We start from the raw sequence: 25390 nt of genomic DNA, 5'->3' as shown, positions 1-25390 counted from the left end.
TTTGTATAAAAACTAAATAAGATGACTTTTCAGGAATTACAACCAAAAATAACTGCAATTGTAGCAGATACAAATCAGTCTAGAGACGAAAAACTATTAAACATTTGTCAATTATTAAGCGACAATGTTGACTATTATAACTGGGTTGGATTTTATTTTGCCAACCACGAAAATAAAACATTGCATTTAGGACCATATGTAGGAGCTGAAACTGATCATACTGTAATTCCATTTGGAAAAGGAATTTGTGGACAAGTTGCTGAAAGCAATGCTAATTTTGTAGTTCCAGATGTTGCCGCTCAGGACAATTATATTGCGTGTAGTTTTACCGTAAAATCTGAAATCGTGATACCATTATTCGTAAACGGGCAAAATATTGGACAAATAGATATTGACAGTCACGTTCTAGATCCGTTTACCGAAGCTGATGAGAAATTTTTGGAATTTGTTAATCAAGAAGTTGCTAAATTGTATTAAAAATACTATTATATTTGTTTTTTATTCTTAAAAACCAAATACAAATGAAATCTGGTCTTTCCTATTATTATTTTACGATTGCACTATTCTTATTAGTAACTACAAAACTATTAGCTCAAGCTCCAACACCAGTAAGCAAATTAGTTTACTTAGACTCTATGTGGGCAGAAACCTCTGAAGGAAACCACAAATATGTAAGACTTATTGAAGAATATTATTCGGATAAAAAAGCTTATATTTTTAAGGATTTCTATAAATCGAAAGCTATAAAGATGATTAGTACTTCATCTGATAGAGACATAATAAGAAAAGAAGGACAATCTGTTTATTATTATGAAAATGGAAACAGAGAAACATCTGTTAGCTATTCTGATGGAAAAAAAACTGGAAAAGAATACAATTGGTACGATAACGGAAATTTAAAATCTGAAATCGAATATTTCGAAAACAAAGAAAAAATTGTTGAGTTTAAAATTAACAACTATTGGAATCTTCAAAAAGAACAAAAAGTATCGGAAGGAAATGGCGATTATGAAGATATCGACGACAATGGAAATGAAGAAAGCGGAAAAGTAAAAAATGGATTCCCTGATGGAACCTGGAAAGGGAAAAGTAAAAAAAGCAAATATACTTTTGTCGAGAACTATGAAAATGGTAAATTAATTTCGGGAGTAAGTACTGACTCTTTAAACATTGAACATCCATACACTATTATATTTCAAGCTCCAGCACCTAAAAAAGGAATTAATTCTTTTTATAGTTATGTTGCAAAAGCAATGTACATCCCTTATGAAGCTAGAAATAAAGTTTCAGGAAAAATATATTTATCCTTTATAGTAGACAAAGAAGGAAAATTAGTTGAACCTCGAATCCTAAAAGGAATTGGTTACGGATTAGACGAAAACGCAATTAGCGTGATTAAACACTCTAAAAATTGGAATCCGGGGACTAAAAGAGGAATTCCGATAAGAGTTCTGTACACATTACCTATAACAATTAGAAAAAATACTCAATAAAATTTATTTTTAGAGAAAAAAGTACTATTTTTGCACCCGTCTTACAAAAGTTGTATGACATACATAAAAATCATTAAATAATATTGGAATGTATTTAACTAAAGAAAAAAAGGAAGAGATTTTTGCACAACACGGTGATGTTACAAACACTGGAAAAGCTGAAGGTCAAATCGCATTGTTCACTTACAGAATTTCACACTTAACTGAACACTTGAAAAAAAATCGTCACGATTATAACACTGAGCGTTCACTTGTACTTTTAGTAGGTAAAAGAAGAGCTTTGTTAGATTACTTGAAGAAAAAAGAAATCAACAGATATCGTGAGATTATCAAAGTATTGAATATCAGAAAATAATCAATATAAAAAAGAGGTGCGAGAGTGCCTCTTTTTGTTTTTACACAAACAAAGAAAAAAAGTTTGGTTTTTCATTGGGTTTTAGGCATTAACTACGCACAACAACAACTACAACACAACTAAAACCCATTGTATAACCAATAAGGAAAAATTTATGATTCCACAATTATTTGTAGAAAAAATCGATTTAGGTGATGGCAGAAGCATCACAATCGAGACAGGACGTTTAGCTAAACAAGCTGATGGTTCTGTAGTAGTAAGAATGGGCGATACGATGATACTTGCAACAGCAGTATCTGCACGTAGCGCTAACCCAAATGTTGATTTTTTACCATTAACGGTAGATTATCGCGAAAAATTTGCAGCAGCTGGTCGTTTCCCAGGAGGTTTCTTTAAGAGAGAAGCTCGTCCAAGCGATAGCGAGGTATTAACGATGAGATTAGTTGACCGTGTTTTACGTCCGCTTTTCCCAGACGATTACCATGCTGAAACACAAGTTATGATTCAATTAATGTCTCATGACGAAACTGTTATGCCTGATGCTTTAGCTGGTTTAGCTGCATCTGCAGCATTAGCAGTTTCAGACATTCCTTTTTACAACTTAATTTCTGAAGTACGTGTTGCACGTATTGACGGAAAATTTGTAATTAACCCAAGTAGAGAAGACTTAGCAAAATCTGACATCGACATGATGATTGGAGCTTCTATGGACTCAGTTGCGATGGTTGAAGGAGAAATGAAAGAAATTTCAGAAGCTGAAATGGTAGAAGCAATTAAATTTGCTCACGAAGCTATTAAAGTTCAAATTCAGGCACAATTACGTTTACAAGCTGCTTTTGGTAAAAAAGAAATTCGTACTTACGAAGGTGAGAAAGAAAACGAAGAAATTTACAAAAAAGTAAAAGCTGCAGCATACGATAAAATTTATGCTATTGCAAAAGTTGGTTCAGCTAAACACGAAAGAACTGCTGCATTTGCTGAAGTAAAAGAAGAAGTAAAAGCTTTATTTACAGAAGAAGAATTAGCTGCTGATGGAGATTTAGTTTCTAAATATTTCTACAAAACAAACAAAGAAGCTGTTCGTAACGTAGTATTAGAATTAGGTGTTCGTTTAGATGGTAGAAAAACAACAGATATCAGACCAATCTGGTGTGAAATTGATTATTTACCAAGAGTTCACGGTTCTTCTTTATTTACACGTGGAGAAACTCAAGCATTGGCTACAGTAACTTTAGGAACTTCTAGAGAAGCTAACCAAATTGATTCCCCATCTGAACAAGGTGAAGAGAAATTCTACTTACACTATAACTTCCCTCCTTTCTCGACTGGTGAAGCTAAACCTCTAAGAGGAACTTCAAGAAGAGAAGTTGGTCACGGTAACTTAGCTCAAAGAGCTTTAAAAAACATGATCCCTGCTGATTGTCCTTACACTATCCGTATTGTATCTGAGGTTTTAGAATCTAACGGTTCTTCTTCTATGGCTACAGTTTGTGCTGGAACAATGGCTTTGATGGATGCTGGAGTTCAAATGGTAAAACCAGTTTCTGGAATTGCTATGGGATTAATTACTGACGGTGATAAATTTGCTGTATTGTCTGACATTTTAGGTGATGAAGATCACTTAGGAGACATGGACTTTAAAGTAACTGGAACTGCTGACGGTATTACAGCTTGCCAGATGGATATTAAAATTGATGGTTTACGTTATGATATCATGGAGCAAGCTTTAGGGCAAGCACGTGAAGGACGTTTACACATTTTAGGAAAACTAACTGAAACTATTGCTGCTCCAAGAGCAGACGTTAAAGCGCATTCTCCAAAAATCATCACTAGAACTATTCCTGGAAACTTTATTGGAGCATTAATTGGACCTGGAGGAAAAGTAATTCAAGAATTACAAAAAGCTACTGGAACAACTATTGTAATCAATGAAGTTGATGAACAAGGTGTTATCGAAATCTTAGGTACAGATCCTGCAGGAATTGAAGCTGTTTTAGCTAAAATTCAATCTATTACTTTCAAACCTCAAATGGGCGAAGCTTACGAAGTTAAAGTAATTAAAATGCTTGATTTTGGAGCTGTAGTAGAATATACTGCTGCACCAGGAAACGAAGTTTTACTTCACGTATCTGAGCTAGCTTGGGAACGTACTGAAAATGTTACTGATGTAGTTAACATGGGAGACGTTTTTCAAGTTAAATACCTTGGACTTGATCCTAAAACAAGAAAAGAAAAAGTGTCAAGAAAAGCACTTCTTCCAAGACCTCCACGTGAGGAGAAAAAAGAGTAATCAGATCTTAGTTTACTAAAGGTTTATTCATAGAAAACCCCAATTCATTTGCTTGAATTGGGGTTTTTCGTTTTTAATTTAATACATCTAAATACTACACAAAACTCATCCTGCAATCCATTTTAAACAATTACCCATTAAACCATCTGTGCCTTTTAATTGTTTTTCCTTGTCGAATTAAATAAGCATGATAAGAACTCGGAACATCATGTATCCATTTAGGTAAAAAATAAATGATCAGGTAAACATCAATATGCCCTACTATCCCAAAAAATACTGCAAGAAAAAAAGGAATTCCAGCATGACCAAAACCAATCATAGAGACAAATGCAACTAATAATGTTACTCCCCATAATTTAGATAAAATAGCATGCGTACATGTTTCTTTTCCGAATTTTAGAATACTAAAAACATACGTTAAACCTTCCATTACAAAAATTGAAATAATAGCATATTTATAGTCACGGATTATTTCTGGACTTAATAACCAAGTACACCAACCCACACAGAGCCAAAAAACTAAATCTACCTGACTATCCATGCGGCGTAATTTTTCTGACGAAACACCCACTTTACGAGCAATTATACCATCAAAAATATCTGTCAACAAGCCCAATATCATCAACAAGACTAAAACCAATCTAACATAAGCAAAATTATTGTTTGCTATTGCAATCATTACAAAACCCAACATTAATCGAGTCATAATAAGCAAAAAAGGAACTTTTTTCATGATTCTACCAATTTAAAAAAGGCATTGTCCTTTTATTATTCACATTCCAAAGCCCTAACTGAAAACCTTTAGAATTTGATTTATTAAAAACACCTATCTGTAACCCTTTATTAATTTTAGCCTTATTAAAAATGCCAACATGCAATCCGTTCAACTGATATGATTTGTTGTAAACACCAATCGCAGAACCTGCTAAATTATTATTTGCACTATACAATCCTATTGAAATTCCATTCTGATTATCTGCAATTGTACCCAAAACAGTAACCGAAAGTCCGTTAAAATTATTGAATTTGTTTCCTGCAGAAATATTTAATCCATTCATACTGGTGGTTGTAAAAAAACATCCGGAACTAACATTCAAACCATTCAATTTTAAATAAGGCGTATAATTCATGTTTTTAATTTTATAATCTTCTTCAGTAGATTTTAAAGCATCTTCTTTTTTATGATTTTCGATTGCTTTATCAATATACATTAAACACATAAAAGCATATAAAGCTCCAGCAGCTGGCGCCGGGTTTGCTTCTATATTTATCCCATTAATTGTTTGAGACTTTATATGTCTATTTTCAACATGTCCAACCCCAAGAGCTAATCCGTTTACTTTATTTACTTTTTTAGAAATTGGAGATAGGCTAAAAATTTTCGAGTGTGGCGCAATAGAATCAATAGTCTGAATTCTAATTGTATCCTGAGCATATATTCCTCCAAAACCAAATAATAAGGATACCAAAATTGATGTTTTCATAAATCATTATTTTAAAATTTCAAGACAAACCTATCGCAATAATCACATATAAATTTGCTTAAAACAATAAAACTATTTCTTATATTTGTGATTATCGCAAATTATGAAATATCAAGAATCATTTCTAAAAGCAATTCGAAGTAAAGTTTCTAAGTCAGCCTCTTTAATAGATGAAGTCGCCTCTGTTTTAGAGATTAGCTATGATGCATCACACCGAAGAATATCCGAAAAAAGTAAATTTTCGATAGACGAAACCATTAAACTTGCAGATCATTTTAATATTTCGTTAGATAATTTATTTTCAAAAAAAGAAAAAGTTATTGTTGAAAAAACAATTGAAATAGAGACATTAAAAGATATGCTTCAGTATTTCAAAACTTCAGCAGAACAAATTGAATTTTTAACCAAAAATCCAAAAACTACTCTTTTTTATTCCGCCAAGGATATTCCGCTATTCTATTTTATGGATGGTACAATTTTATCAAAATTCAAAGCTTTTGTATGGTTAAATCTTTTAAATACTAAACAGAAAAAAGTTACTTTTGAAAATTTTGTAATCGAAGAATCCTTTACAGAATACATGCAAAAATTGAAAAATGTTTATGAAAATGCTATTGTAAATGAGATATGGAATGACACTACGATAAACAGTAGTCTGCAGCAAATTTTATATTTTTATGAAGCTGGTTTACTTAACCTTAAAAATGCAAATGCACTTTGTAAAGACTTAAAAAGAATCATTAATTCTATTCAGGAAAAAGGCAATAAACCAAATTCTAATTTCACTATATACTACAACGAGTTAATATTATTAAACAATAATATGCTCATAGAAACTGAAGAAAAACTAACCATGTTTGTTCCTTATACCTTACTCGGTTATTTTATTACTGATAATGTAGATAGTTGCAAAAACGTACATCAATTCTTTAAGCAGCAAATTATCAACTCAAAGTCTTTGGGCGCTTCGGGAATCAAAGAGCAAAATTCATTCTACAATCGAGCCAATCGAAAAATAGATTATTATGTCGAAAAAATAAATTCTCAGGTAGACCTATTGTTTTAAAGGAATAATTGATTTTTTTATTTTTTGCAATAGCTATTATATTACTATTTAACACATTTACGTGATATTTATAACATTTTTTTAATACTTTTGAAATTAAGCAAGAAATTAACTTTATATCAAAAGATACAGTTGAAAAATTCCCAAAACAAACTAACATTACTATTACTAGGCGTTATCATAAGCATTAATGCTTTACATTCTCAAACAAACAAAGAAACTTCTATATATAATTTGTTTGATAAAGCCATAGGTAAAGAAAATTTAGCAATATACAATGGCTCACGCCATGTGAACTATTACAGAACAATAGATAACAGCCATAGTTATTATTTTTCAAATAACTTTAGTATTGGAAATCTTAACTATGAAGGTCAAGACTATAATAACCTTGATCTTAAATACGATGTTAACAATGATGTTCTGGTCTTAAAAGCCACTGGCGAATTTGACTACCTAGGAATTAATGTTATAAAAGAAAAAACAGCTAGTTTTAGCATTAATAATAAAAATTTTATTAATGTAAACTACAACAATCCTACATGTCCAGACTACATGAATGGTTATTATCAAGAAATTATTTATTCTCCAGATGATGTTCTTTATATTAAACATCATAAAAACAGAGGAAAGATTATTGATAATAAAAGAATTTCTGATGTAGCTAACCAAAATACATTTGATGAATTTATTGAGAAGAATGATTTTATCCTAAAACACAAAGGCAACTATTATAAAATAAGTTCCAAAAGTGATATTATCAAAATATTTCCCGAGTCTAAAAGTAAAATAAAGAATTATTACAATAACTATTCTCAGTTAGAGGAATCGGATAAGAAAATTTTCATTGAAAATCTAATAAAAGAAATCAACAGTACTCCCTCTAACTAATGTATTCAATTAAAAAATGAGAAAAATTATACTAACCCTATTTTTATTAACTTTTCATGCGTTATCATTTAGTCAAGAAAAAGGAGATAAAATATCCATTGAATTTAATAACGTTGATTTAAAAACTGCATTAGAGAAAATTGAAAAAACTACAGATTATAAATTTTATTTTGATACAAATTGGCTTAATACTGTTGATGCCGTCTTAATTAATAAAAATTATGTAAATACTTCAGTTGAAGATATATTAGATAATCTTTTTGAGAAGACTAATCTGAATTATTTTATTTCTGACAAAAAAATAATTCTAACAAAAAACAGCATAATTCACAATTCGCTACCCGACGATTATTTTGGGTCTTCATCAACTCCACAAATAGATAAAACTGAGAATAAAGACTCTGCAAAACCAATATTTCATCAACAATATGATACAATAATACACAACAATATTAATTCTGGCATAACTTACATTGGTAAAGAAAAAAAGGGAGGAGAATTAAAATCATATACTCTTTCTGGTTTTATAAAAAATGAAAAAACAAAAAAACCTCTTTCTAACGTAACGATCAGAATACGTGATAAAAACACAAGCACAGTTACCAATAATGAAGGATACTACACTATTGAAGTTCCTTATGGTCTTAATTATATTGAAATAGAATCAATCAATCACAGAAAAAATACGGAGACTGTCATGATTTATGGCAATGGTAAACTAGACGTAACTCTTTATGAAAACATAAATGAATTAGATGAAGTTATCATAAAGAAAAACGCAAATAAAAACGTAAAAAATGTCATTGCTGGTGTTTCGACTATAGATGTAGAAGGAATTAAAAATATTCCTCTAGTTCTTGGAGAAAGAGACATTTTTAGAGTAGCTACAACTTTACCTGGAATAAAAACTACCGGAGAAGGTTCTGCAGGATTCAATGTTCGTGGAGGTAAAGATGATCAGAATCTTATACTTTTAGACAATGCAGTTTTGTATAATACATCACATTTTTTAGGTTTTTTCTCTGCAGTTAATCCCTACACTACCAACAAAGTAGATATTTATAAAGGAAGTATTCCTGCTAGATTTGGAGGCAGACTATCGTCTGTTTTTGATATTACTACAAAAAATGGTAACCCAGAAAAGTTTTCTGGAGAGGGAGGAATTGGTTCTGTAACAAGTAATCTTTCTATAGGAACTCCTGTTATAAAAAATAAATCTAGTTTGTTAGTTGGTGTAAGAGCGACTTATTCTGAATGGATTTTGAAAAAAATAGATAATGAATCTTTAAATAATAGCCAAGCAGCATTTTTTGATGGTATTCTAAAATACAATCATAAAATTAATACCAACAATACTATTGAATCTACTTTGTATTATAGCAAAGATCGTTTTAGTATCTCTTCAGATTCTGTTTATAAATATAGTAATGCTCTAATTTCATTAAAATGGAACCATGCATTTAACAACAAAAGTAAAGCTGACTTAATTTTTACAAATAGCGAATACAAATTTAATATCGACTATGATAATGGAGGAATGAATTCTTTTGATTACGGTTATAAATTAAATGAAACTCAAGTTATATTAAATGGTAATTATACACCAAATAATAAGCACGCTTTTAATTATGGTGTTTCAAGCAAACTGTATAATGTTGAACCTGGATATCTTAACCCAAAAAATCCCAACTCTACATTAATTCCAATAACTATAGCTGACGAAAAAGCAGTAGAATCTGCCGTTTACATTTCGGACAATTATAATCTAAGCGAAAAAATATTAGTTAGTATGGGGCTGCGTTATTCAACATATTCAGCATTAGGAGAATCAACACAAAGAATTTACGGAGATAATACTCCTGTTAATGATAATACCGTTGTTGGTACCCAATATTACAAAAAAAATGAAGTGATTAAAACTTATGGTGGATTTGAACCCAGACTAGCAGTACGTTATTTATTTACTGATGATTTCTCTGTAAAGGCAAGCTATGACAAAACGTACCAATACATTCACCTATTAACCAATAATACGACTCAATCGCCTACAGATGCATGGAAGTTATCTGGCTTACACATTGCGCCACAAGATGCTCAACAATTCTCATTAGGTTTTTATAAAAATCTTGATAATGATAATATTGAGCTTAGTTTGGAGGGGTATTATAAAAAATCTAACAACTTACTAGATTATAAAGTTGGAGCCGATTTAGTCTTAAACAAAAACACAGAAACACAATTATTACAAGGTGAAGGGAAAGCTTATGGAATTGAATTGTTACTTAAAAAAAATGCAGGAAAACTTAATGGTTGGTTAGGATATACCTATTCACGTACTTTTATAAAATTAGACACTCAGTTTAATGAGGAAAAAGTAAACAACGGAGATTATTTTCCAACAAATTTTGATAAACCTCATGAGATAAGTGCTGTATTAAATTATAAGTTCACGAAGAGATATAGCGTATCAAGTAATTTTGTATATCAATCAGGAAGACCAATTACCTACCCTATAGGAAGTTATATGTACAATGGGATAGAATATACCGTATATAGTGACCGAAATAAATACAGAATACCAGACTATTATCGATTGGATATTGGTTTTAATATAGAAGGAAATCATAAAATTAAGAAATTAACACATAGTTTCTGGAACATATCTATCTATAATGTATTAGGAAGAAATAATCCATATTCTATCTTTTTTGTAACAGCAAATGGAGAAATTAAAGCATACAAAACCTCCATTTTTTCTGTTCCTATTCCTACGATAACTTATAATATTAAATTTTAACAAATGAAACTAAGAATCCTAGATATTAGATACTTATACAAGTCATTTGTTCTTATACTTCTTTGTCTTACTATAAGTAGTTGTACAGAGCAGTATGCTTTTAAAACCAGTACATTCGAAAATATACTGGTTATTCAGGCAAACATTACGAATGAATACAAAAAACAAGAAATAAAAATTTCAAGATCTTATCGTTTTGAAGAAAATGGACCAACTAACGAAGAAGGGGCTACTGTTTATGTAACCGATAGTGACAATAATAGCTATCAATTTGGATTTGAAAAAATATCAGGTTTATATGTTTCAAATAGCGAATTTCAAGCAGTTCCGGAAAAAACATATCAATTAAATATTACTACAAAAGAAGGAAAATCATATTCTTCAAATGTGCAGTCTTTAACAGCTGCTAGTGAAATTCAGGTAGAACCAAAGATTACTACTATTGATGGACAAAAAGGGGTACAAATAGTTGTGAGTAGTTATGATCCAGATGCCAAATCAAAGTTTTACAGATATGAATATGACGAAACCTATAAGGTAATTGCCCCGAGCTGGACATCTGATAAACTTATTGTAGCTCCATTTACAACAGATGGTCATCCAGATTTTTTGGTTGTTCCCAGAACAGAAGAGACCAGAATTTGTTACACTACAAAAAAATCTGATGATTTATTTTTATTGAATACATTAGGTTTAAGTGAAGATCGAATTAATTACCCTATACGTTTTATAGATATTAAAAGTCCGATTCTTAATGAGCGATACAGCATTATAGTGCGTCAATATATTCAGAACTTAGAGTCTTATACCTATTATGAAACATTAAAAAGTTTGTCAACTAGCAAAAGTATCTTCTCGCAAGTTCAGCCTGGATTTAACTACGGTAATTTAAAATCTAATGATGATCCTAGTGAAAAAATAATTGGCTTTTTTGAAGTATCATCAATTTCATCAAAAAGAATTTTCTTTAACTTTAGAGATATCTTTTTTGATGATCCATATCCTCCCTATTATTTCGAGTGTTTTATTACTCCATACAGTAACTGCTGGACTGAAAGAGGATGCGGAGGAAACAAAATACTATCTCTAGTTAACGGATCTGGAACTGAGCAAGTATATTATGGAGCTGATGCGAAAGGAAACTTTTATTTTGTGACCGCGCCTTGTGGCGACTGTACCAAAATTTCATCTAACATTAGACCTTTATTTTGGAGAGACTAAATAATAAACATTCTAAAATTGATAGAAATTATAGATTGTTATTGCATTAAATAAAAATGAGATTAAAACACATAGTAATAAATTTCAACAACCAAAGCAAATGGAATTAAGAATCCAACATATCAGATACTTATATAAAACATTATTTTTTATACTTTTTTGCTTTACTATAAGTAGTTGCACAGAACAATATGCATTTAAAACCAGTACGTTTGAAAATATACTTGTTGTTCAGGCAAACATTACAAATGAATACAAAAAACAAGAAATAAAAATTTCAAGATCTTATCGTTTCGAAGAGAATGGTCCAACTATAGAAGAAGGAGCTACTGTTTATGTAACCGATAATGACAATAACAACTATTCATTTAGTCTTGAAAAAATATCTGGACTATATGTTTCAAATAATGAATTTCAGGCAGTTCCTGGAAAAACATATCAATTAAACATCACTACAAAAGAAGGAAAATCATACTCTTCATCTGTTCAGTCTTTAACGCCTGTTAGTGAAATTCAGGTAGAACCAAAGATTGAAACTATTAAGGGAGAAAAAGGAGTACAAATAGTTGTGAGTAGTTATGATCCAGATGCTAAATCAAAATATTACAGATATGAATATGATGAAACCTATAAGATTATAGCACCCGATTGGAAACCGGATAAACTTATAGTAGCACCATTTACTACAGATGGTCATCCTGATTTCTTGGTAGTACCCAGAGAAGGAGAATCCCGAGTTTGTTATACCACAAAAAAATCTGATGATTTACTTTTAATGAATACTGTAGGACTAAGCGAAGATCGCATTAATTTACCAATACGTTTTATAGACATCAAAAACCCGATTCTTAATGAGCGTTACAGTATTATAGTACGCCAATATGTTCAGAACTTAGAATCTTATACCTATTACAAAACATTAAAAAGTTTATCTACTTCCGAAAGCATCTTCTCTCAAGTTCAGCCTGGATTTAACTATGGTAATTTAAAATCAAATGACAATCCAAGTGAAAAAATAATTGGCTTTTTTGAAGTATCATCAATTTCGTCAAAAAGAATATTTTTTAATTTTAGAGATATTTTTATAGACGACCCATATCCTCCATATTATTTCAAATGTGAAATTAGTTTATACAGTAACTGTTGGAAAGATAGAGGATGTGGAGGAGATAAAATACTTTCGATTGTTAAAGGGTCAGGAATGGATGTTTTATATTATGGAAACGATAAAGATACCTTTGCATTTATTACCGCTCCTTGTACCGACTGCACAAAAATTTCATCTAACATTAAACCTTTATTTTGGATAGACTAAAAAAAATCATAAGCATAGTGATGTTAATAGCAATTCACACATTGGCTATTGCACAAAATAGTTCATTAAATAAAAATGGATCTATAAGCAGATCAACTAGCGAAAATATATTTGTTCACTTAAGCACCTCTACTCTAATTACTGGAGAAACGTTGCATTGCAAATTATATGCTGTAAACCCTGAAAATAATAAATTAAGCAGCATCAGCAAAATTGCTCATGTAGAACTTATTGACAGTGAAAATAATCTTATTTTCATGAATAAAATCTATTTAGATAACGGAAAGGGACAAGGTGATTTCTTTATACCGACAACTATTAACACTGGTAACTACAAGCTTATCGCATATACAAATTGGATGTTAAACAAAAAAGATTCAAAAGTATCAGAAATTGATCTTGTAATAATTAATCCCTATCTAAAAAGCGTAAAAAGCAATTCGATCAAAGATTCCAACTCTCAAAAAAACGAAACAAAAGTTTCTGAAACTAAATCAGATTTAGCCTTATCTCCTACTAAAGACCAAACTTTTGCAATAGAATTAAATAAGATAAGTGCAATAAAAAGAGAACAACTTTCACTTAAAATTAAATCCTTAAACTCTATTAGCGGTAAAGGAAACTATTCTCTTTCCATAAAAAAGATTGACAATTTACCTTCAAAAAAACCATTGAGTTCTTATGAATTTACAAAGTATAATTCAGATAATAAATGGGCAAATACAATAAATGATACAATCTTATTTATACCGGAACTTAGAGGAGAAATAATATCTGGTACAATTACAAATAGTAAAGATTCAAAACAAATAAGCGACAAAAGTGTAGCATTATCTATACCTGGAACTGATTTTGGTTTTAAAATAGTTAAGACAGATCAAAATGGTAAATTCAACTTTATTTTAGATAAAAACCCCAACTACACAAATGTTGTAGCTCAGGTAATAGGAGATGACAAAAATGATTACACTATAGAAATTGATAAAACCAAACCATACACTTTATCAGAGTTAAAATTTACAGATGAGTTAAATCTTACTTCAGATTATAAAAATAGCATTGAAGAAAGATCAATTGCAAACCAAATAGAAAACGCTTATTACTCCATAAAAAAAGATAGTGTAGAAGCCAATAGTAAAGCTGTATCATTTTTTAATCCATTACAGAAAGAGTATATTCTTGGGGACTACACAAGCTTTCCGAGTTTAAAAGAAACAATAACTGAAGTGGTAAAAGAAGTTTATTATCGTGAAGAAGATAAAAAATATAGCCTTAATGTGAGAGACATAAACTATGATTTAAAATATTTTTCTGAGCCAACATTAGTATTAGTCGATGGATTATTAATCCAGAATGTCAACGAATTATTTGATTACAAAACAGAAAATATATATAAAATAAGTGTTGTCCCAGGAGTTTATTTTTATGGTCCAAAAGCATTTAATGGCATCATAAGCATCACTACAAAAAGAAATGATTATGTAAGTAAAGAAACTGGAAACTATATTTTGAAATCTGAAATTCAAAGACCTTTAAATAAAACTATCTATTTCAAACAAGATTATACTGATGGTGATAAATACAATAGAATTCCTGATTATAGATACCAATTACTTTGGCAACCAGACTTAACACTGGAAAATAAAGAGAACACAATTTCCTTTTTCACTTCTGATGTATCTGGAGAATATGAGATCAATTTAGAAGGGTTTACACAAGAAGGAATCCCTGTATCATTGAGAGAAACTTTCGAAGTGAAATAATTATTTTTAAATTTTTGTAACTTTTTTGCAACTTCATACGTATAACCATTTGTACACTTAAAAATTGAGGAGACAAAAACATGAGACAACTTAAAATCACCAAGCAGGTAACCAATCGTGAGACTGCTTCATTAGACAAATATTTACAAGAAATTGGAAAAGTTGACCTAATTACCGCTGACGAAGAAGTAGAGTTAGCACAAAAAATTAAAGCTGGTGATCAAAGAGCATTAGAAAAATTAACAAAAGCCAACTTACGTTTTGTGGTTTCGGTGGCAAAACAATATCAAAATCAAGGGTTAACACTTCCCGATTTAATAAACGAAGGAAATTTAGGTTTGATTAAAGCGGCACAACGTTTTGATGAAACACGTGGTTTCAAATTTATATCATACGCAGTTTGGTGGATTCGTCAATCGATTCTTCAAGCATTAGCAGAACAATCACGTATCGTTCGTTTACCTTTAAATAAAATTGGTTCTATCAATAAAATCAACAAGATGTATGCATTATTAGAGCAATCTAATGAGCGTCCACCATCTGCTGAAGAAATTGCTAAGGAACTAGACATGACAGTAAATGACGTAAAAGAGTCTATGAAAAACTCTGGTCGTCACCTATCAATGGATGCACCTCTTGTAGAAGGAGAAGATTCAAACCTTTACGATGTATTACGTTCTGGTGAATCTCCAAATCCTGACAGAGAGTTAATTCACGAATCATTACGTACAGAAATCGAACGTTCATTAGAAACATTAACTCCAAGAGAGGCAGATGTAGTTCGTTTATATTTTGGTCTTGGAGACCAACACCCAATGACTCTGGAAGAAATTGGAGAAACTTTCGACCTAACTCGTGAGCGTGTACGTCAGATTAAAGAAAAAGCAATCCGTAGATTAAAACATACTTCAAGAAGTAAAATTCTTAAAACTTATTTAGGTTAAAACTAGCCTTAAAGTTAGAAAGTTTATAAAGTCCAAAGGTTTAGACTTTAAGACATTTAACTTTCGACTAAACAGTAAACAACAGTTTGATTGACTGTTCGTTTTTTGATTGATGATTGAAACTCCGGCTGATTACCGGAGTTTTATTTTTTTATACCATCAACTATTTCACCTTATAATTGGGCGTGCCCTTCCGTAAAAACTACAGGTCAGGCTTTCGCACTCGCTTTTTTTAAATCATTCCACTACGTTACATCATTTAAAAAAGAGCTCAAACAATTGCTCAATCCCTCACGCAAGACCATTTTAGTAGTCAGAGGTTTTCATGCTTTATATTGAAATTTAACCGCAAAGAACACAAAGCTTTGTGAACTTTGCGTAAATCCTTGTGCCCTTTGCGGTTAAAAAAACAGCATAAAATACCCTAATGAACTTTACATAAATCCTTACGAACTTTGCGGTTAAAAAAATTACCTTTGCAAAAAAATAACACAACACACAACTACACAATGAAAAATACACTTATTGCACCGTCCGTTCTTGCTGCCGATTTTGCAAACTTACAACGTGACATCGAGATGATTAACAACAGTCAAGCCGATTGGTTTCATATAGACATCATGGATGGCGTTTTTGTTCCAAACATTTCTTTCGGAATGCCAGTTTTAGAAGCAATTAACAAACATGCAAAAAAAACTATCGATGTTCACTTAATGATAGTTGATCCAGATAGATATATTAAAACTTTTGCCGACTTAGGCGCTAATATATTAAGCGTACATTATGAAGCTTGTACACATCTTCATAGAACCTTACAAGCGATTAAAGCAGAAGGAATGAAAGCTGGAGTAGCAATTAATCCACATACAAACATAGATTTACTAGAAGATGTTATAAACGACATCGATTTGGTTTGTATCATGAGTGTAAATCCTGGTTTTGGCGGACAATCATTTATCGAGAATACATACGCAAAAGTTAAAAAACTAAAAGATTTAATTACCAAAAAAAATGCATCTACAATTATTGAAATTGATGGTGGTGTAACTAATAAAAATGCAAAACAATTAGTTGAAGCTGGAGCAGATGTTCTAGTAGCAGGAAGTTTCGTTTTTAAAGCCGAAAACCCAACAGCTACAATCGCCGATTTAAAAGCATTGACTTCTTTTTAATTTCTTTAGAAGTAAATAAAAATACAAAAGCCGAAGATATCTCTTCGGCTTTTTTTATGTTCATTGTAAAAATGCAAAGAATTTCCACGCTATCGTTGTTTTATTTACCACATAGAAACATAGATACTATATGTTATAAAGAACACAAAAAGAAATACATTCCTTTCACATAGCCAACTCTGTGCCTTTTAAATAAGTGAAACGCCTTTTTTAAGAATATAAAATCTATGTTTCTATGTGTTAAAATAATTGTACCAAAACTATTCTTAGCTCAACAAAACTTTAGCTTTTCGATATCCCGTTAAACTAATGTTTCTGTGCTTCTTAAAGAATTTATTCAGATGACTTTCGTCAGAAAAACCAAATTCATCTACAATCTCATTAATTCGCATATCGCTAAAACTTAATCGGTGCTCTATCAATCTAATTTTATAATTTGAGATAAAAGACTGAATCGTTTCTCCACAATGATTCTTGAAATAACTCCCCAAATACGTATCCGATATATCAAATTTCTCTGCTATTGCAGAAGCTTTCAATTTTTGAGGACACAAAATATTAGATTGAATGTAATTAATGATTTCCAAAATTCTTTTATCAGCATTCTCCTTTATCCCAACTGGTTTTATTTTAGCAATATTTCTTGCAGCAATTACAATCAATGCATTTACGTAATGAATAATTAAATCTTCATCATAAATATCTTTGTTATCAATACTATGTATCAAAGATTCTGCAATAGACTTAACAAGAAATTCATCTTCTTTACGATTTAAAATACAGCCTGATAAATGAGTTGCATAATGTAATATACATTCAATATGATCGATACTTTTCGACTTATAATCTCTTACATATTCACTATTAAGTTTAACCAATAAAAATTCTGTAGTTGTAACGATATCAAACGTATGATAATCATTTGGCGTAAGCAACATTAAATTACCCGCTTGATAAGAGATACAATTCCCGTTAATATGAAGAAATCCATTTCCTGAAATAACATAAACCATCTGGAAAAAGCTGAATTGCGAATTTCCGATAGGGCATTCATTAACCTTCTTATAAATTACCTCGACAGATTGGTGCATATTTTCTTTTCTCATCTTGCAAAGATACCTCTTTATCATAAAATTGTACCGAAATATCAATTATACTCAGTTTATTTTTGCTAAATATAAAAAATTAAAAATGACGCAAAAATTTAAACTCACCAAAAATACAATTGCCTTAATCGCCATTTGTCTAGCCACATTAATGTTCTCACTAGAAATTTCGAGTGTTCCTGTAATTCTCCCAACTCTCGAAAAAGTCTTAAACGCTAATCTTCGGGATATGCAATGGATAATGAATATTTATACAATTGGTTGCACTGCAGTTCTTATGGCTGCTGGAACCTTGGCCGATCGATATGGTCGAAAACGCATTCTTATCATCACTTTAATTCTATTTGGTATTTCATCCCTAATCTGTGGTTTAGCACAAAATGTAACCGTATTAATCATAAGCCGATTCTTTCAGGGAGTAAGTGGCGGTGCAATGCTTATATGCCAAGTAGCTACTTTATCCTATCAATTTCAAGAAGGAAAAGAACGCAGCAGGGCTTTTAGCATCTGGGGAATAATCCTTGGAGTTGGGTTAGGATTCGGACCTATTATTGGTGGTTCAATCACAGCCTTATTATCTTGGGAATGGGTATTCCTGATTCACGTTCCAATAGCTATTATAGCAGCTATTCTTGTTTATAGTAATGTAAATGAATCCAAAGACCCTCAAGCCAAAAAACTAGACGTTTGGGGAATGCTCACCTTATCTATATCTATTTTTGGGCTCACTTATTATATTACACAAGGACCAGATTTAGGTTTCTCTAGCCCTATTGCACTAACAATCATTCTTATCACAATAATAAGTTTAGTACTTTTTATATGGGTCGAAAAAACAAATCCTCATCCCATGTTTGATTTCTCAGTTTTTAAAATTCGTAATTTCTCTGGCGCTATCTTTGGTTCAATCGGTATGAATTTTAGTTTTTGGCCGTTTATAATTTACTTACCTATTTATTTCCAAAGCTGTTTGGGTTACGATGTTGTAACAGTAGGACTCTCATTACTTGCCTATACCCTACCTACTCTAATTATACCTCCGTTGGCAGAATATCTTTCAGTTCGCTATCGTTCAGGCGTAGTAATTCCTTTGGGATTGTTTATACTAGGATTAGGCTTTATTGTTATGAGATATGGTAGCGTAGCAGAAAATCCTAGTTGGCTCACCATGCTTCCTGGTTCTCTTTTGGCAGGTATTGGCTTAGGCTTAACCAACACACCTGTAACCAATACTACAACTAGTTCTGTATCGAGTAATCGAGCAGGAATGGCTTCGGGAATAGACATGAGCGCACGAATGATTTCATTATCTATAAATATTGCATTAATGGGTTTTATACTAGTCGAAGGAATCTTTTCTCATTTATCAACTGCCTTTTCTGAATCTCTAAACCGAGAAACATTACGTTCATTAGCAGAGAAAATAGCAGCAGGAAACTTCTCCTCTCTCAATCAAGATTTTCCTGAACTAACTTCATTAGATGCATCAGGTCGAATTGTACACGAAGCGCTTGCACATGGTTTTGACTTAATCCTCTTGTACGGAGGTTTTGGAGTCTGGATTTTAGCATTGATTAGTTTTTATTTTTTTAATTCTTCTAAAAAGGCACTAAGAAACTAAGGTACTAAGGTTTCTGTAGATACACTGAAATTCCTTTTATCCTTTTATTCCGATAGCTATATGGAGTGATTAAATTTTTCCTCACGCAGATTTTAAAAGATTTGAGCCGATGAACGCAGATTTATTCATGACTAATTTTTTAAATTAAATCTGCTTAAATCTGTCGAATCTGCGTGAAAAAAATCCTTTTAGATTCTTAGGTACAAAAGCACAAAGGTTTTCTGTAGATCCGCTGAAATTCCTTTTATCCTTTTATTCCGATAGCTATCTGGAGTGATTATTTTTTTTCTCACGCAGATTTTAAAAGATTTGAGCCGATGAACGCAGATTTATTTATGCCTGATTTTTTAAATTAAATCTGCTTAAATCTGTCGAATCTGCGTAAAAAAAATCCTTTTAATCTTATTAATTCTAGCACAAAAAGAAGACTTTTCATCAGTAAAAACTCCTTTCTAATAATAATCACATTTCCATTTTAGATAAATTATATTTCTTTAAATTTTAACATTTCAAAATTAAGTTCTTAACTTAGCGTAAATTCTTATTTTTTCAGTAAAACCACATCCAAAAACAAGCTGAAAAATAATTCATTCTACATTCCATTTTCTATTACCCATTAGCTAATCAATTAAGACAATATGAAACAAACCTATTTTTATTCCAGTGTATTATTTTCCTGTTCAATATTATTATCAAGTAACATTGGTAATGCTCAAGAGAAAACCAAATATCTAAATGCTGAACAGAGTGATCCTATAAAAATGGGCTGGATGGTAGGTTCTCCGCCAACTGCTGACCGTCTTGTACGTTTTGATGATGGCAGTTTTTTTCAATTTCCAGCACTAAGATGGAGCGTAGCACATATGCGCCAATTTATGCCAACAGTAAATGTTTCTCGTGGTTTAGGAAATTCAACTCCATTAGACGCAAATATTAAAAGTGACATTGATCAAATTAAATTCAAACCTCTAAACGAGAAAAAAACAATTTCCTGGGAAGAATCGTTGCAAAAAACCTATGCCGATGGTGTTATTATCATGCACCACGGAAAGGTTGTATATGAAAAATATCTTGGAGCATTAACCACCGATGGACAACATGCTGCCATGTCTGTAACAAAATCTTTTACGGGAACACTTGGGATTATGTTGGTCGAAGAAGGTCTTATAGATCCTACCAAACTAGTTTCAGAATATATTCCAGAACTTCAAAATTCAGCTTTTGGGGATGCAACTGTAAGGCAAGTAATGGATATGACTACCGCTTTACAGTTTAGTGAGGATTATGCTGATCCTAATGCCGAAATATGGAAATTTTCGGCAGCAGGTAATCCGCTACCAAAACCTAAAGATTACACTGGACCTAAAACCTATTACGAGTACCTACCAACGGTTAAGAAAAAAGGAACTCATGGAGATGCATTTGGCTATAAAACAGTAAACTCCGATGTTTTGGGATGGATTATTGCCAGAGTTACAGGAAAAACTGTTGCCGAAGTTTTATCCGAAAAAATATGGAAGAAACTAGGAACAGAACAAGATGGTTATTACTCTGTAGATGCTGCAGGTACCCCATTTGCAGGTGGAGGTTATAACCTAGGTTTAAGAGATATGGCGCGCTTTGGACAGTTAATCTTAGATAATGGTAAGGCTAACGGGGAACAAATTATTCCGAAATCGGCAATTGATGACATAAAAAAGGGCGGAAACAAAAAAGCATTTGCAAAAGCAAACTATACATTGTTAAAAGGATGGAGCTACCGAAATATGTGGTGGATAACTAATAACGATAATGGTGCATTTTGTGCTCGTGGCGTACATGGGCAACTTATTTATATTGACCCAAAAGCGGATATGGTTATTGTGCGTTTTGCTTCTAATCCTGTTGCGGCTAACTCTGCAAATGATCCTTATTCTTTACCTGCTTACGAAGCTATTGCAAAATACCTTATTAAGGGTAAATAATTACCCAAATCATATTGCTTAAAAATTGAAAAAAAAACGGACTACTTATTTGGTTTCTTCCTTCCCCAAAAGGGATTAGAATCAAGTCTCCATATATAAGCAATCTGAAAATTCCCTGAAGCCAAACCTATGTTACTACTATCATTATTATCTGAAAATGAAGAAAATATAAGATTATTGACATAGGACAGGCCTAGGAACCATTTTTCCTTGTTATATCCCATCGCTATTCTTGGGAAAACTGTGGGATATATTTCTATCTTTTTTTTTCCAAAGTCATCTATTCTTTCCGTACCAAAATTAGCGCCTACTGTTACAGAGCCACTAGCAAACCATCTTTTATTTATTGCCCAGGTATAGGCATATCCTCCACTTACTCCAAACTGAAAATTACGCAAGGAATTCTTGTCCTTATGCACAAAAGAACTATCTGAATCTATTTTTGTAAAATAAACTCCACCTCCTAATAAAAAACTCCCTGCCGATTTTAATTGCTTTTCGTTCTGATTGAAAGCAGCTTTATAAGAGAACTTTTTATTATTAAATACATATTGTCCAAATGCACCATATTGCTGAATATTTAAATCTGGGTATAATTGTATGTTTTTATCATTATTATCAGCAGTATAAAATCCATGATATTTTTGTACAAAAAGGTCAATTATAAACTTTCGACCATAATTATGAATTTGAAAATCTAATGCTTTGGTTCTTCCCTTTTCTTTATCTTTCATAAAGCTCAAACCATATCCATAACTCAAATTAATTATTGTGTTATTTATAGACACTCCAAAGCCTAAGCTCATAGGGTTATTGGGCATGAAATTTTTAACCTTTCCATCTACTTCTTTTTCCATCGAAATAAGTTTCATTGACATATATGTCCTTAGCGAAAGTTTATTCTCAAAAGGTTTAATGTAAGTCGTATCGATTTGCGCATTGCAAAAAAGAGGAAAAGCAAAAAGGAGTAAAAAAGAAAAATATGATTTCATTGTGTTTTTAGAACGAAAATTAATACCCCTTATTATTTCAAAAAAACTTATTTAACAAGAGTTTATAAGTATATAAAAATAGTACATAATGAATTGATTTTAATCACAAATCTGAGAATTACGTCAATGAAATACGACCATTCGTCAAAATGTTGAGTGCGTTTTAATAGAACTATAATCTATTAATAAAAAGAGAGTCATTTTACAGTTTAATTTTAAAACAATTCGCAAACTTTAAATAGTTGATTTTTTTTTTGTATCATTTTAAAATCTGAAACAGACTAAACTATTAAATATTAGGCTTGTAATTCATGTCCCCTTAATTTTATGAGATATATTCTAAAATTATGAAAAAGACATTTTTAATTGCAATAGCCTTTAGTTTTCTCTTGATTTCTTTTTCTTGTAAAAAAGACAAAGAAGATAAAAAAGCTCAAGCAGAAAATCCTTCTGCTTCAGATTCTACAAAAACAATCGATAATGGTTGGCCTCGCGAAGTAACAAACAATGATGCCAAATTAGTTTATTACCAACCACAGGTAGATGACTGGAAAGATTTTAAAGAAATAACTGCACGAATTGCATTTGCCTTAACTCCAAAAGATGGCAAAGAGGTTCTGGGTGTAGCTTCTCTAAAAGCAGGAACCTTGGTAGATAAAGATGCCAGAAGCGTGTTTTTTAGAAATGTAGAAGTTACTGATATTAGATTTCCTGCTCTCGATGAAAAACTAGTTCCACAAATGGAAAAACTATTTAAAGAATTAATTCCTAAAGGAGGAGATCCTATTTCTATAGATCGTGTAATGGCAGATTTAAGTAAAACCAAAACTCCACCTAAAGGTATAGCGGTTAAAAACGACCCTCCTCCTATTTTTTATAGTACAAGTCCTTCGATATTATTGATGGTTCAAGGAGATCCAGTTTTGGTTCCGATTGAAAAAACAAATCTGAGTTATATTGTAAATACAAATTGGGATTTATTTTTTGATAAATCGGCTAAGAAATACTATCTGTTAGTCGAAAATGTTTGGTTAACTGCTACAGATTTAAAAGGCAAATGGGAAAAGACGACCAGCTTACCTAAAGAAATGGGCAATTTACCATCAGGACAAAACTTTGATGAAGTAAAGAAAATGATTCCTCCACCAGCAAACAATACCTCTTTACAAGTTTTCTTTAGTGATAAACCGGCTGAACTTATTGCCATAAACGGAACTCCTAAATTTGTTAAAATACCCGGAACTAAATTAATATATATTGAGAATACTGATAATGATATTTTTGCAGATGAAGGTAACGGGCAATATTATGTATTATTATCGGGGAGATGGTTTCGCTCTAAAGAGCTTACTGGTCCATGGAGTTATGCAACTGATAAGTTACCTGCCGATTTTGCAAAAATCCCTAAAGATTCTCCACGAGCAAATGTATTAGCATCTGTTCCTGGAACACAAGAAGCCTCGGATGCAGTAATGCTATCACAAGTTCCTACAACTGCTATTGTAAAAAAAGCCGATGCCGAAGCAAAAGCAAAAGTTACTTACGACGGAACTCCTCAGTTTAAACCTATTCAGGGTACATCGCTTCAATACGCGAGCAACACACAAGAAAAAGTAATAAAGGTTGGAGATTTATATTATCTGTGTTTTCAGGCAGTGTGGTTTATGTCTACAACTCCTAATGGCCCTTGGAAAGTAACCGATTCTGTACCTAAAGAAATCTATTCTATTCCGCCTAGCTCTCCTGTATATAATGTTACCTATGTAACCCAAACAAATGTTACAGATACAACTGTAGAGAGTAGTACTACAGCAGGTTATTTTGGAGCTTTTATTGTAGGTGCAGTAATAGGATCTGTACTTACTTATGGAACTGGTTTTTACTATCCTCCATATCTTTATTATGGTCCCGGAATTTATCCTGTATATCGCCCGTGGCCATGTACTTATGGTGTTGGAGCAGTTTATAATCCGTGGTCGGGGGGGTGGGCAGCAGGAAGAGCTGCATATGGTCCATACGGATCTGTAGGAACAGCAGCTTGGTACAATCCTGCAACAGGAAGATATGGTCGTTCGGCTAGTGTACAAGGTTGGTATGGCGGGCGCACCGCAGCTGGTGGTTACAACCCTTGGACAGGAAATTATGGAAGAACAGAACAAGGGCATAATGCGTATGCACAATGGGGACATTCTGCAGCGTCCAATGGTCGCCAATGGGTACAATCGGGTCATGTAACAACAAGACAAGGAACAGTAGTTGGCTATCAAACTTCTGGTGGTAAAGAGGGTGTAATCACACACCATAGAGGCGGAGGAACTACTGTACACACAAACAATAATCTTTATGCCGGACATGATGGACACGTTTATAAAAAAGACAATAACGGTAACTGGAGCCATTATAATAATGGCAACGGCGGATGGTCTAAAGCTGGTACGCTAGGTTCTACACAACATAATGGAGATAAAATCCAGCGTGATAACGTTCAGAAACCAAACCAAACGCTTAACTCTCCTAACAGATCTCTTGGAGGAGAAACTGAACGCAATAACATACAGAAACCGAACCAAACGCTTGGTTCTGGTTCACCTGACAGACCTCTTAGAGAACCTGATCATGATAATACCATACAAGGGCTAAACCATTCGGATTTTGCCAGACAACGTGGAGAAACTCAAACACGAGATTTTCAAAACTTTCAAAGAGGTGGCGGAAATAGATTAGATGGTGGCGGAGGTTTTAGAGGTCGAAGATAATTAAGCTCTAAAATCAAAACAATTTGATATTAAAAAAATAACCAATTATAAAAAAGGCTAGATACATCATTTTTGTATTTAGCCTTTTTAAATAAATTATTTAATGCAAATTCCATTAATTCCTAAATGTTTCCAGAAACCAAGTTTTATTTTGAATTCG

The 25390-nt window shown here is 32.0% G+C and carries 19 protein-coding genes; 15 read left to right on the top strand and 4 right to left on the bottom strand.

The window, feature by feature from the left end:
- Positions 1 to 21 precede the first annotated feature (21 nt).
- The 4 genes from SHI72_RS01170 to SHI72_RS01155 all read left to right on the top strand — a co-directional run bounded on the left by SHI72_RS01170 (position 22) and on the right by SHI72_RS01155 (position 4138).
- Complete coding sequence (locus SHI72_RS01170; RefSeq protein ID WP_323488791.1) at positions 22 to 477, top strand: GAF domain-containing protein; 456 nt, start codon at positions 22 to 24, stop codon at positions 475 to 477.
- Positions 478 to 521: 44 nt separating this feature from the next.
- On the top strand, positions 522 to 1493 hold the full coding sequence (locus SHI72_RS01165) for an energy transducer TonB (RefSeq protein WP_323488790.1): 972 nt from the start codon (positions 522 to 524) through the stop codon (positions 1491 to 1493).
- Between the two features lie 88 nt (positions 1494 to 1581).
- The gene (gene rpsO / locus SHI72_RS01160; protein WP_039111513.1) at positions 1582 to 1848 is read left to right on the top strand and encodes a 30S ribosomal protein S15; all 267 of its coding nucleotides are present in this window, start codon (positions 1582 to 1584) and stop codon (positions 1846 to 1848) included.
- Between the two features lie 154 nt (positions 1849 to 2002).
- Positions 2003 to 4138, top strand: coding sequence for a polyribonucleotide nucleotidyltransferase (locus SHI72_RS01155; protein WP_039111514.1), 2136 nt, complete (start codon positions 2003 to 2005; stop codon positions 4136 to 4138).
- Between the two features lie 130 nt (positions 4139 to 4268).
- Here the strand turns inward: SHI72_RS01155 and SHI72_RS01150 are convergent, their stop codons facing one another.
- Both SHI72_RS01150 and SHI72_RS01145 read right to left on the bottom strand, forming a co-directional pair.
- Entirely contained in the window at positions 4269 to 4871 is a 603-nt protein-coding gene (locus SHI72_RS01150) for a CDP-alcohol phosphatidyltransferase family protein (RefSeq protein ID WP_323488789.1), read from the bottom strand.
- Between the two features lie 4 nt (positions 4872 to 4875).
- Positions 4876 to 5622: an LA_2272 family surface repeat-containing protein gene (locus tag SHI72_RS01145; RefSeq protein ID WP_323488788.1), complete on the bottom strand. Its 747-nt coding sequence runs from the start codon at positions 5620 to 5622 to the stop codon at positions 4876 to 4878.
- Between the two features lie 103 nt (positions 5623 to 5725).
- Here SHI72_RS01145 and SHI72_RS01140 point away from each other — a divergent pair, with 103 nt between their 5' ends.
- The 8 genes from SHI72_RS01140 to rpe all read left to right on the top strand — a co-directional run bounded on the left by SHI72_RS01140 (position 5726) and on the right by rpe (position 16791).
- Positions 5726 to 6688: a hypothetical protein gene (locus SHI72_RS01140; RefSeq protein ID WP_323488787.1), complete on the top strand. Its 963-nt coding sequence runs from the start codon at positions 5726 to 5728 to the stop codon at positions 6686 to 6688.
- A 132-nt stretch (positions 6689 to 6820) separates the two neighbouring features.
- On the top strand, positions 6821 to 7579 hold the full coding sequence (locus tag SHI72_RS01135; RefSeq protein ID WP_323488786.1) for a hypothetical protein: 759 nt from the start codon (positions 6821 to 6823) through the stop codon (positions 7577 to 7579).
- Positions 7580 to 7595: 16 nt separating this feature from the next.
- Entirely contained in the window at positions 7596 to 10376 is a 2781-nt protein-coding gene (locus tag SHI72_RS01130) for a TonB-dependent receptor (protein WP_323488785.1), read from the top strand.
- 3 nt (positions 10377 to 10379) lie between these two features.
- On the top strand, positions 10380 to 11597 hold the full coding sequence (locus SHI72_RS01125; protein WP_323488784.1) for a DUF4249 domain-containing protein: 1218 nt from the start codon (positions 10380 to 10382) through the stop codon (positions 11595 to 11597).
- Between the two features lie 100 nt (positions 11598 to 11697).
- Positions 11698 to 12912: a DUF4249 domain-containing protein gene (locus SHI72_RS01120; protein WP_323488783.1), complete on the top strand. Its 1215-nt coding sequence runs from the start codon at positions 11698 to 11700 to the stop codon at positions 12910 to 12912.
- Between the two features lie 20 nt (positions 12913 to 12932).
- Positions 12933 to 14675, top strand: coding sequence for a hypothetical protein (locus SHI72_RS01115; protein WP_323488782.1), 1743 nt, complete (start codon positions 12933 to 12935; stop codon positions 14673 to 14675).
- Positions 14676 to 14755: 80 nt separating this feature from the next.
- Complete coding sequence (locus SHI72_RS01110; RefSeq protein ID WP_026707723.1) at positions 14756 to 15619, top strand: sigma-70 family RNA polymerase sigma factor; 864 nt, start codon at positions 14756 to 14758, stop codon at positions 15617 to 15619.
- Positions 15620 to 16128: 509 nt separating this feature from the next.
- Positions 16129 to 16791, top strand: a complete 663-nt coding sequence (gene rpe / locus SHI72_RS01105; protein ID WP_323488781.1) for a ribulose-phosphate 3-epimerase — start codon at positions 16129 to 16131, stop codon at positions 16789 to 16791.
- 266 nt (positions 16792 to 17057) lie between these two features.
- Here rpe and SHI72_RS01100 read toward each other — a convergent pair whose 3' ends face one another.
- Entirely contained in the window at positions 17058 to 17897 is an 840-nt protein-coding gene (locus SHI72_RS01100; protein ID WP_039111522.1) for an AraC family transcriptional regulator, read from the bottom strand.
- A gap of 85 nt (positions 17898 to 17982) precedes the next feature.
- On the opposite strand from SHI72_RS01100, the gene SHI72_RS01095 reads away from it, so the two are divergent.
- Positions 17983 to 19518 (top strand): MFS transporter, encoded by a 1536-nt coding sequence (locus SHI72_RS01095; protein ID WP_323488780.1) that lies wholly within the window; start codon positions 17983 to 17985, stop codon positions 19516 to 19518.
- 638 nt (positions 19519 to 20156) lie between these two features.
- On the top strand, positions 20157 to 21482 hold the full coding sequence (locus SHI72_RS01090) for a serine hydrolase (RefSeq protein ID WP_323488779.1): 1326 nt from the start codon (positions 20157 to 20159) through the stop codon (positions 21480 to 21482).
- A 41-nt stretch (positions 21483 to 21523) separates the two neighbouring features.
- On the opposite strand, the gene SHI72_RS01085 is transcribed toward SHI72_RS01090, so the two are convergent.
- A complete protein-coding gene (locus SHI72_RS01085) occupies positions 21524 to 22474 on the bottom strand; it encodes a DUF4421 family protein (RefSeq protein ID WP_323488778.1) in 951 nt (316 codons plus the stop codon).
- Between the two features lie 347 nt (positions 22475 to 22821).
- Between SHI72_RS01085 and SHI72_RS01080 the strand changes: the two genes are divergently transcribed.
- A complete protein-coding gene (locus tag SHI72_RS01080) occupies positions 22822 to 25230 on the top strand; it encodes a hypothetical protein (protein ID WP_323488777.1) in 2409 nt (802 codons plus the stop codon).
- Positions 25231 to 25390 lie beyond the last annotated feature (160 nt).

Source organism: Flavobacterium sp. PL02 (assembly GCF_035013205.1).
Lineage (GTDB): Bacteria > Bacteroidota > Bacteroidia > Flavobacteriales > Flavobacteriaceae > Flavobacterium.
The sequence above is the reverse complement of the archived record's forward strand: the minus strand, read 5'-3'. Positions and strand labels throughout refer to the sequence as shown.

Bases quoted from the DNA above. Each gene is read 5' to 3' on its own strand.
- SHI72_RS01170 (WP_323488791.1), top strand. From the start codon at position 22: ATGACTTTTCAGGAATTACAACCAAAAATAACTGCAATTGTAGCAGAT.
- SHI72_RS01145 (WP_323488788.1), bottom strand. From the start codon at position 5,622: ATGAAAACATCAATTTTGGTATCCTTATTATTTGGTTTTGGAGGAATA.
- SHI72_RS01110 (WP_026707723.1), top strand. From the start codon at position 14,756: ATGAGACAACTTAAAATCACCAAGCAGGTAACCAATCGTGAGACTGCT.
- SHI72_RS01155 (WP_039111514.1), top strand. From the start codon at position 2,003: ATGATTCCACAATTATTTGTAGAAAAAATCGATTTAGGTGATGGCAGA.
- SHI72_RS01095 (WP_323488780.1), top strand. From the start codon at position 17,983: ATGACGCAAAAATTTAAACTCACCAAAAATACAATTGCCTTAATCGCC.
- SHI72_RS01150 (WP_323488789.1), bottom strand. From the start codon at position 4,871: ATGAAAAAAGTTCCTTTTTTGCTTATTATGACTCGATTAATGTTGGGT.
- SHI72_RS01115 (WP_323488782.1), top strand. From the start codon at position 12,933: ATGTTAATAGCAATTCACACATTGGCTATTGCACAAAATAGTTCATTA.
- SHI72_RS01085 (WP_323488778.1), bottom strand. From the start codon at position 22,474: ATGAAATCATATTTTTCTTTTTTACTCCTTTTTGCTTTTCCTCTTTTT.
- SHI72_RS01130 (WP_323488785.1), top strand. From the start codon at position 7,596: ATGAGAAAAATTATACTAACCCTATTTTTATTAACTTTTCATGCGTTA.
- SHI72_RS01165 (WP_323488790.1), top strand. From the start codon at position 522: ATGAAATCTGGTCTTTCCTATTATTATTTTACGATTGCACTATTCTTA.
- rpsO (WP_039111513.1), top strand. From the start codon at position 1,582: ATGTATTTAACTAAAGAAAAAAAGGAAGAGATTTTTGCACAACACGGT.
- SHI72_RS01090 (WP_323488779.1), top strand. From the start codon at position 20,157: ATGAAACAAACCTATTTTTATTCCAGTGTATTATTTTCCTGTTCAATA.
- rpe (WP_323488781.1), top strand. From the start codon at position 16,129: ATGAAAAATACACTTATTGCACCGTCCGTTCTTGCTGCCGATTTTGCA.
- SHI72_RS01100 (WP_039111522.1), bottom strand. From the start codon at position 17,897: ATGAGAAAAGAAAATATGCACCAATCTGTCGAGGTAATTTATAAGAAG.
- SHI72_RS01120 (WP_323488783.1), top strand. From the start codon at position 11,698: ATGGAATTAAGAATCCAACATATCAGATACTTATATAAAACATTATTT.
- SHI72_RS01140 (WP_323488787.1), top strand. From the start codon at position 5,726: ATGAAATATCAAGAATCATTTCTAAAAGCAATTCGAAGTAAAGTTTCT.
- SHI72_RS01125 (WP_323488784.1), top strand. From the start codon at position 10,380: ATGAAACTAAGAATCCTAGATATTAGATACTTATACAAGTCATTTGTT.
- SHI72_RS01080 (WP_323488777.1), top strand. From the start codon at position 22,822: ATGAAAAAGACATTTTTAATTGCAATAGCCTTTAGTTTTCTCTTGATT.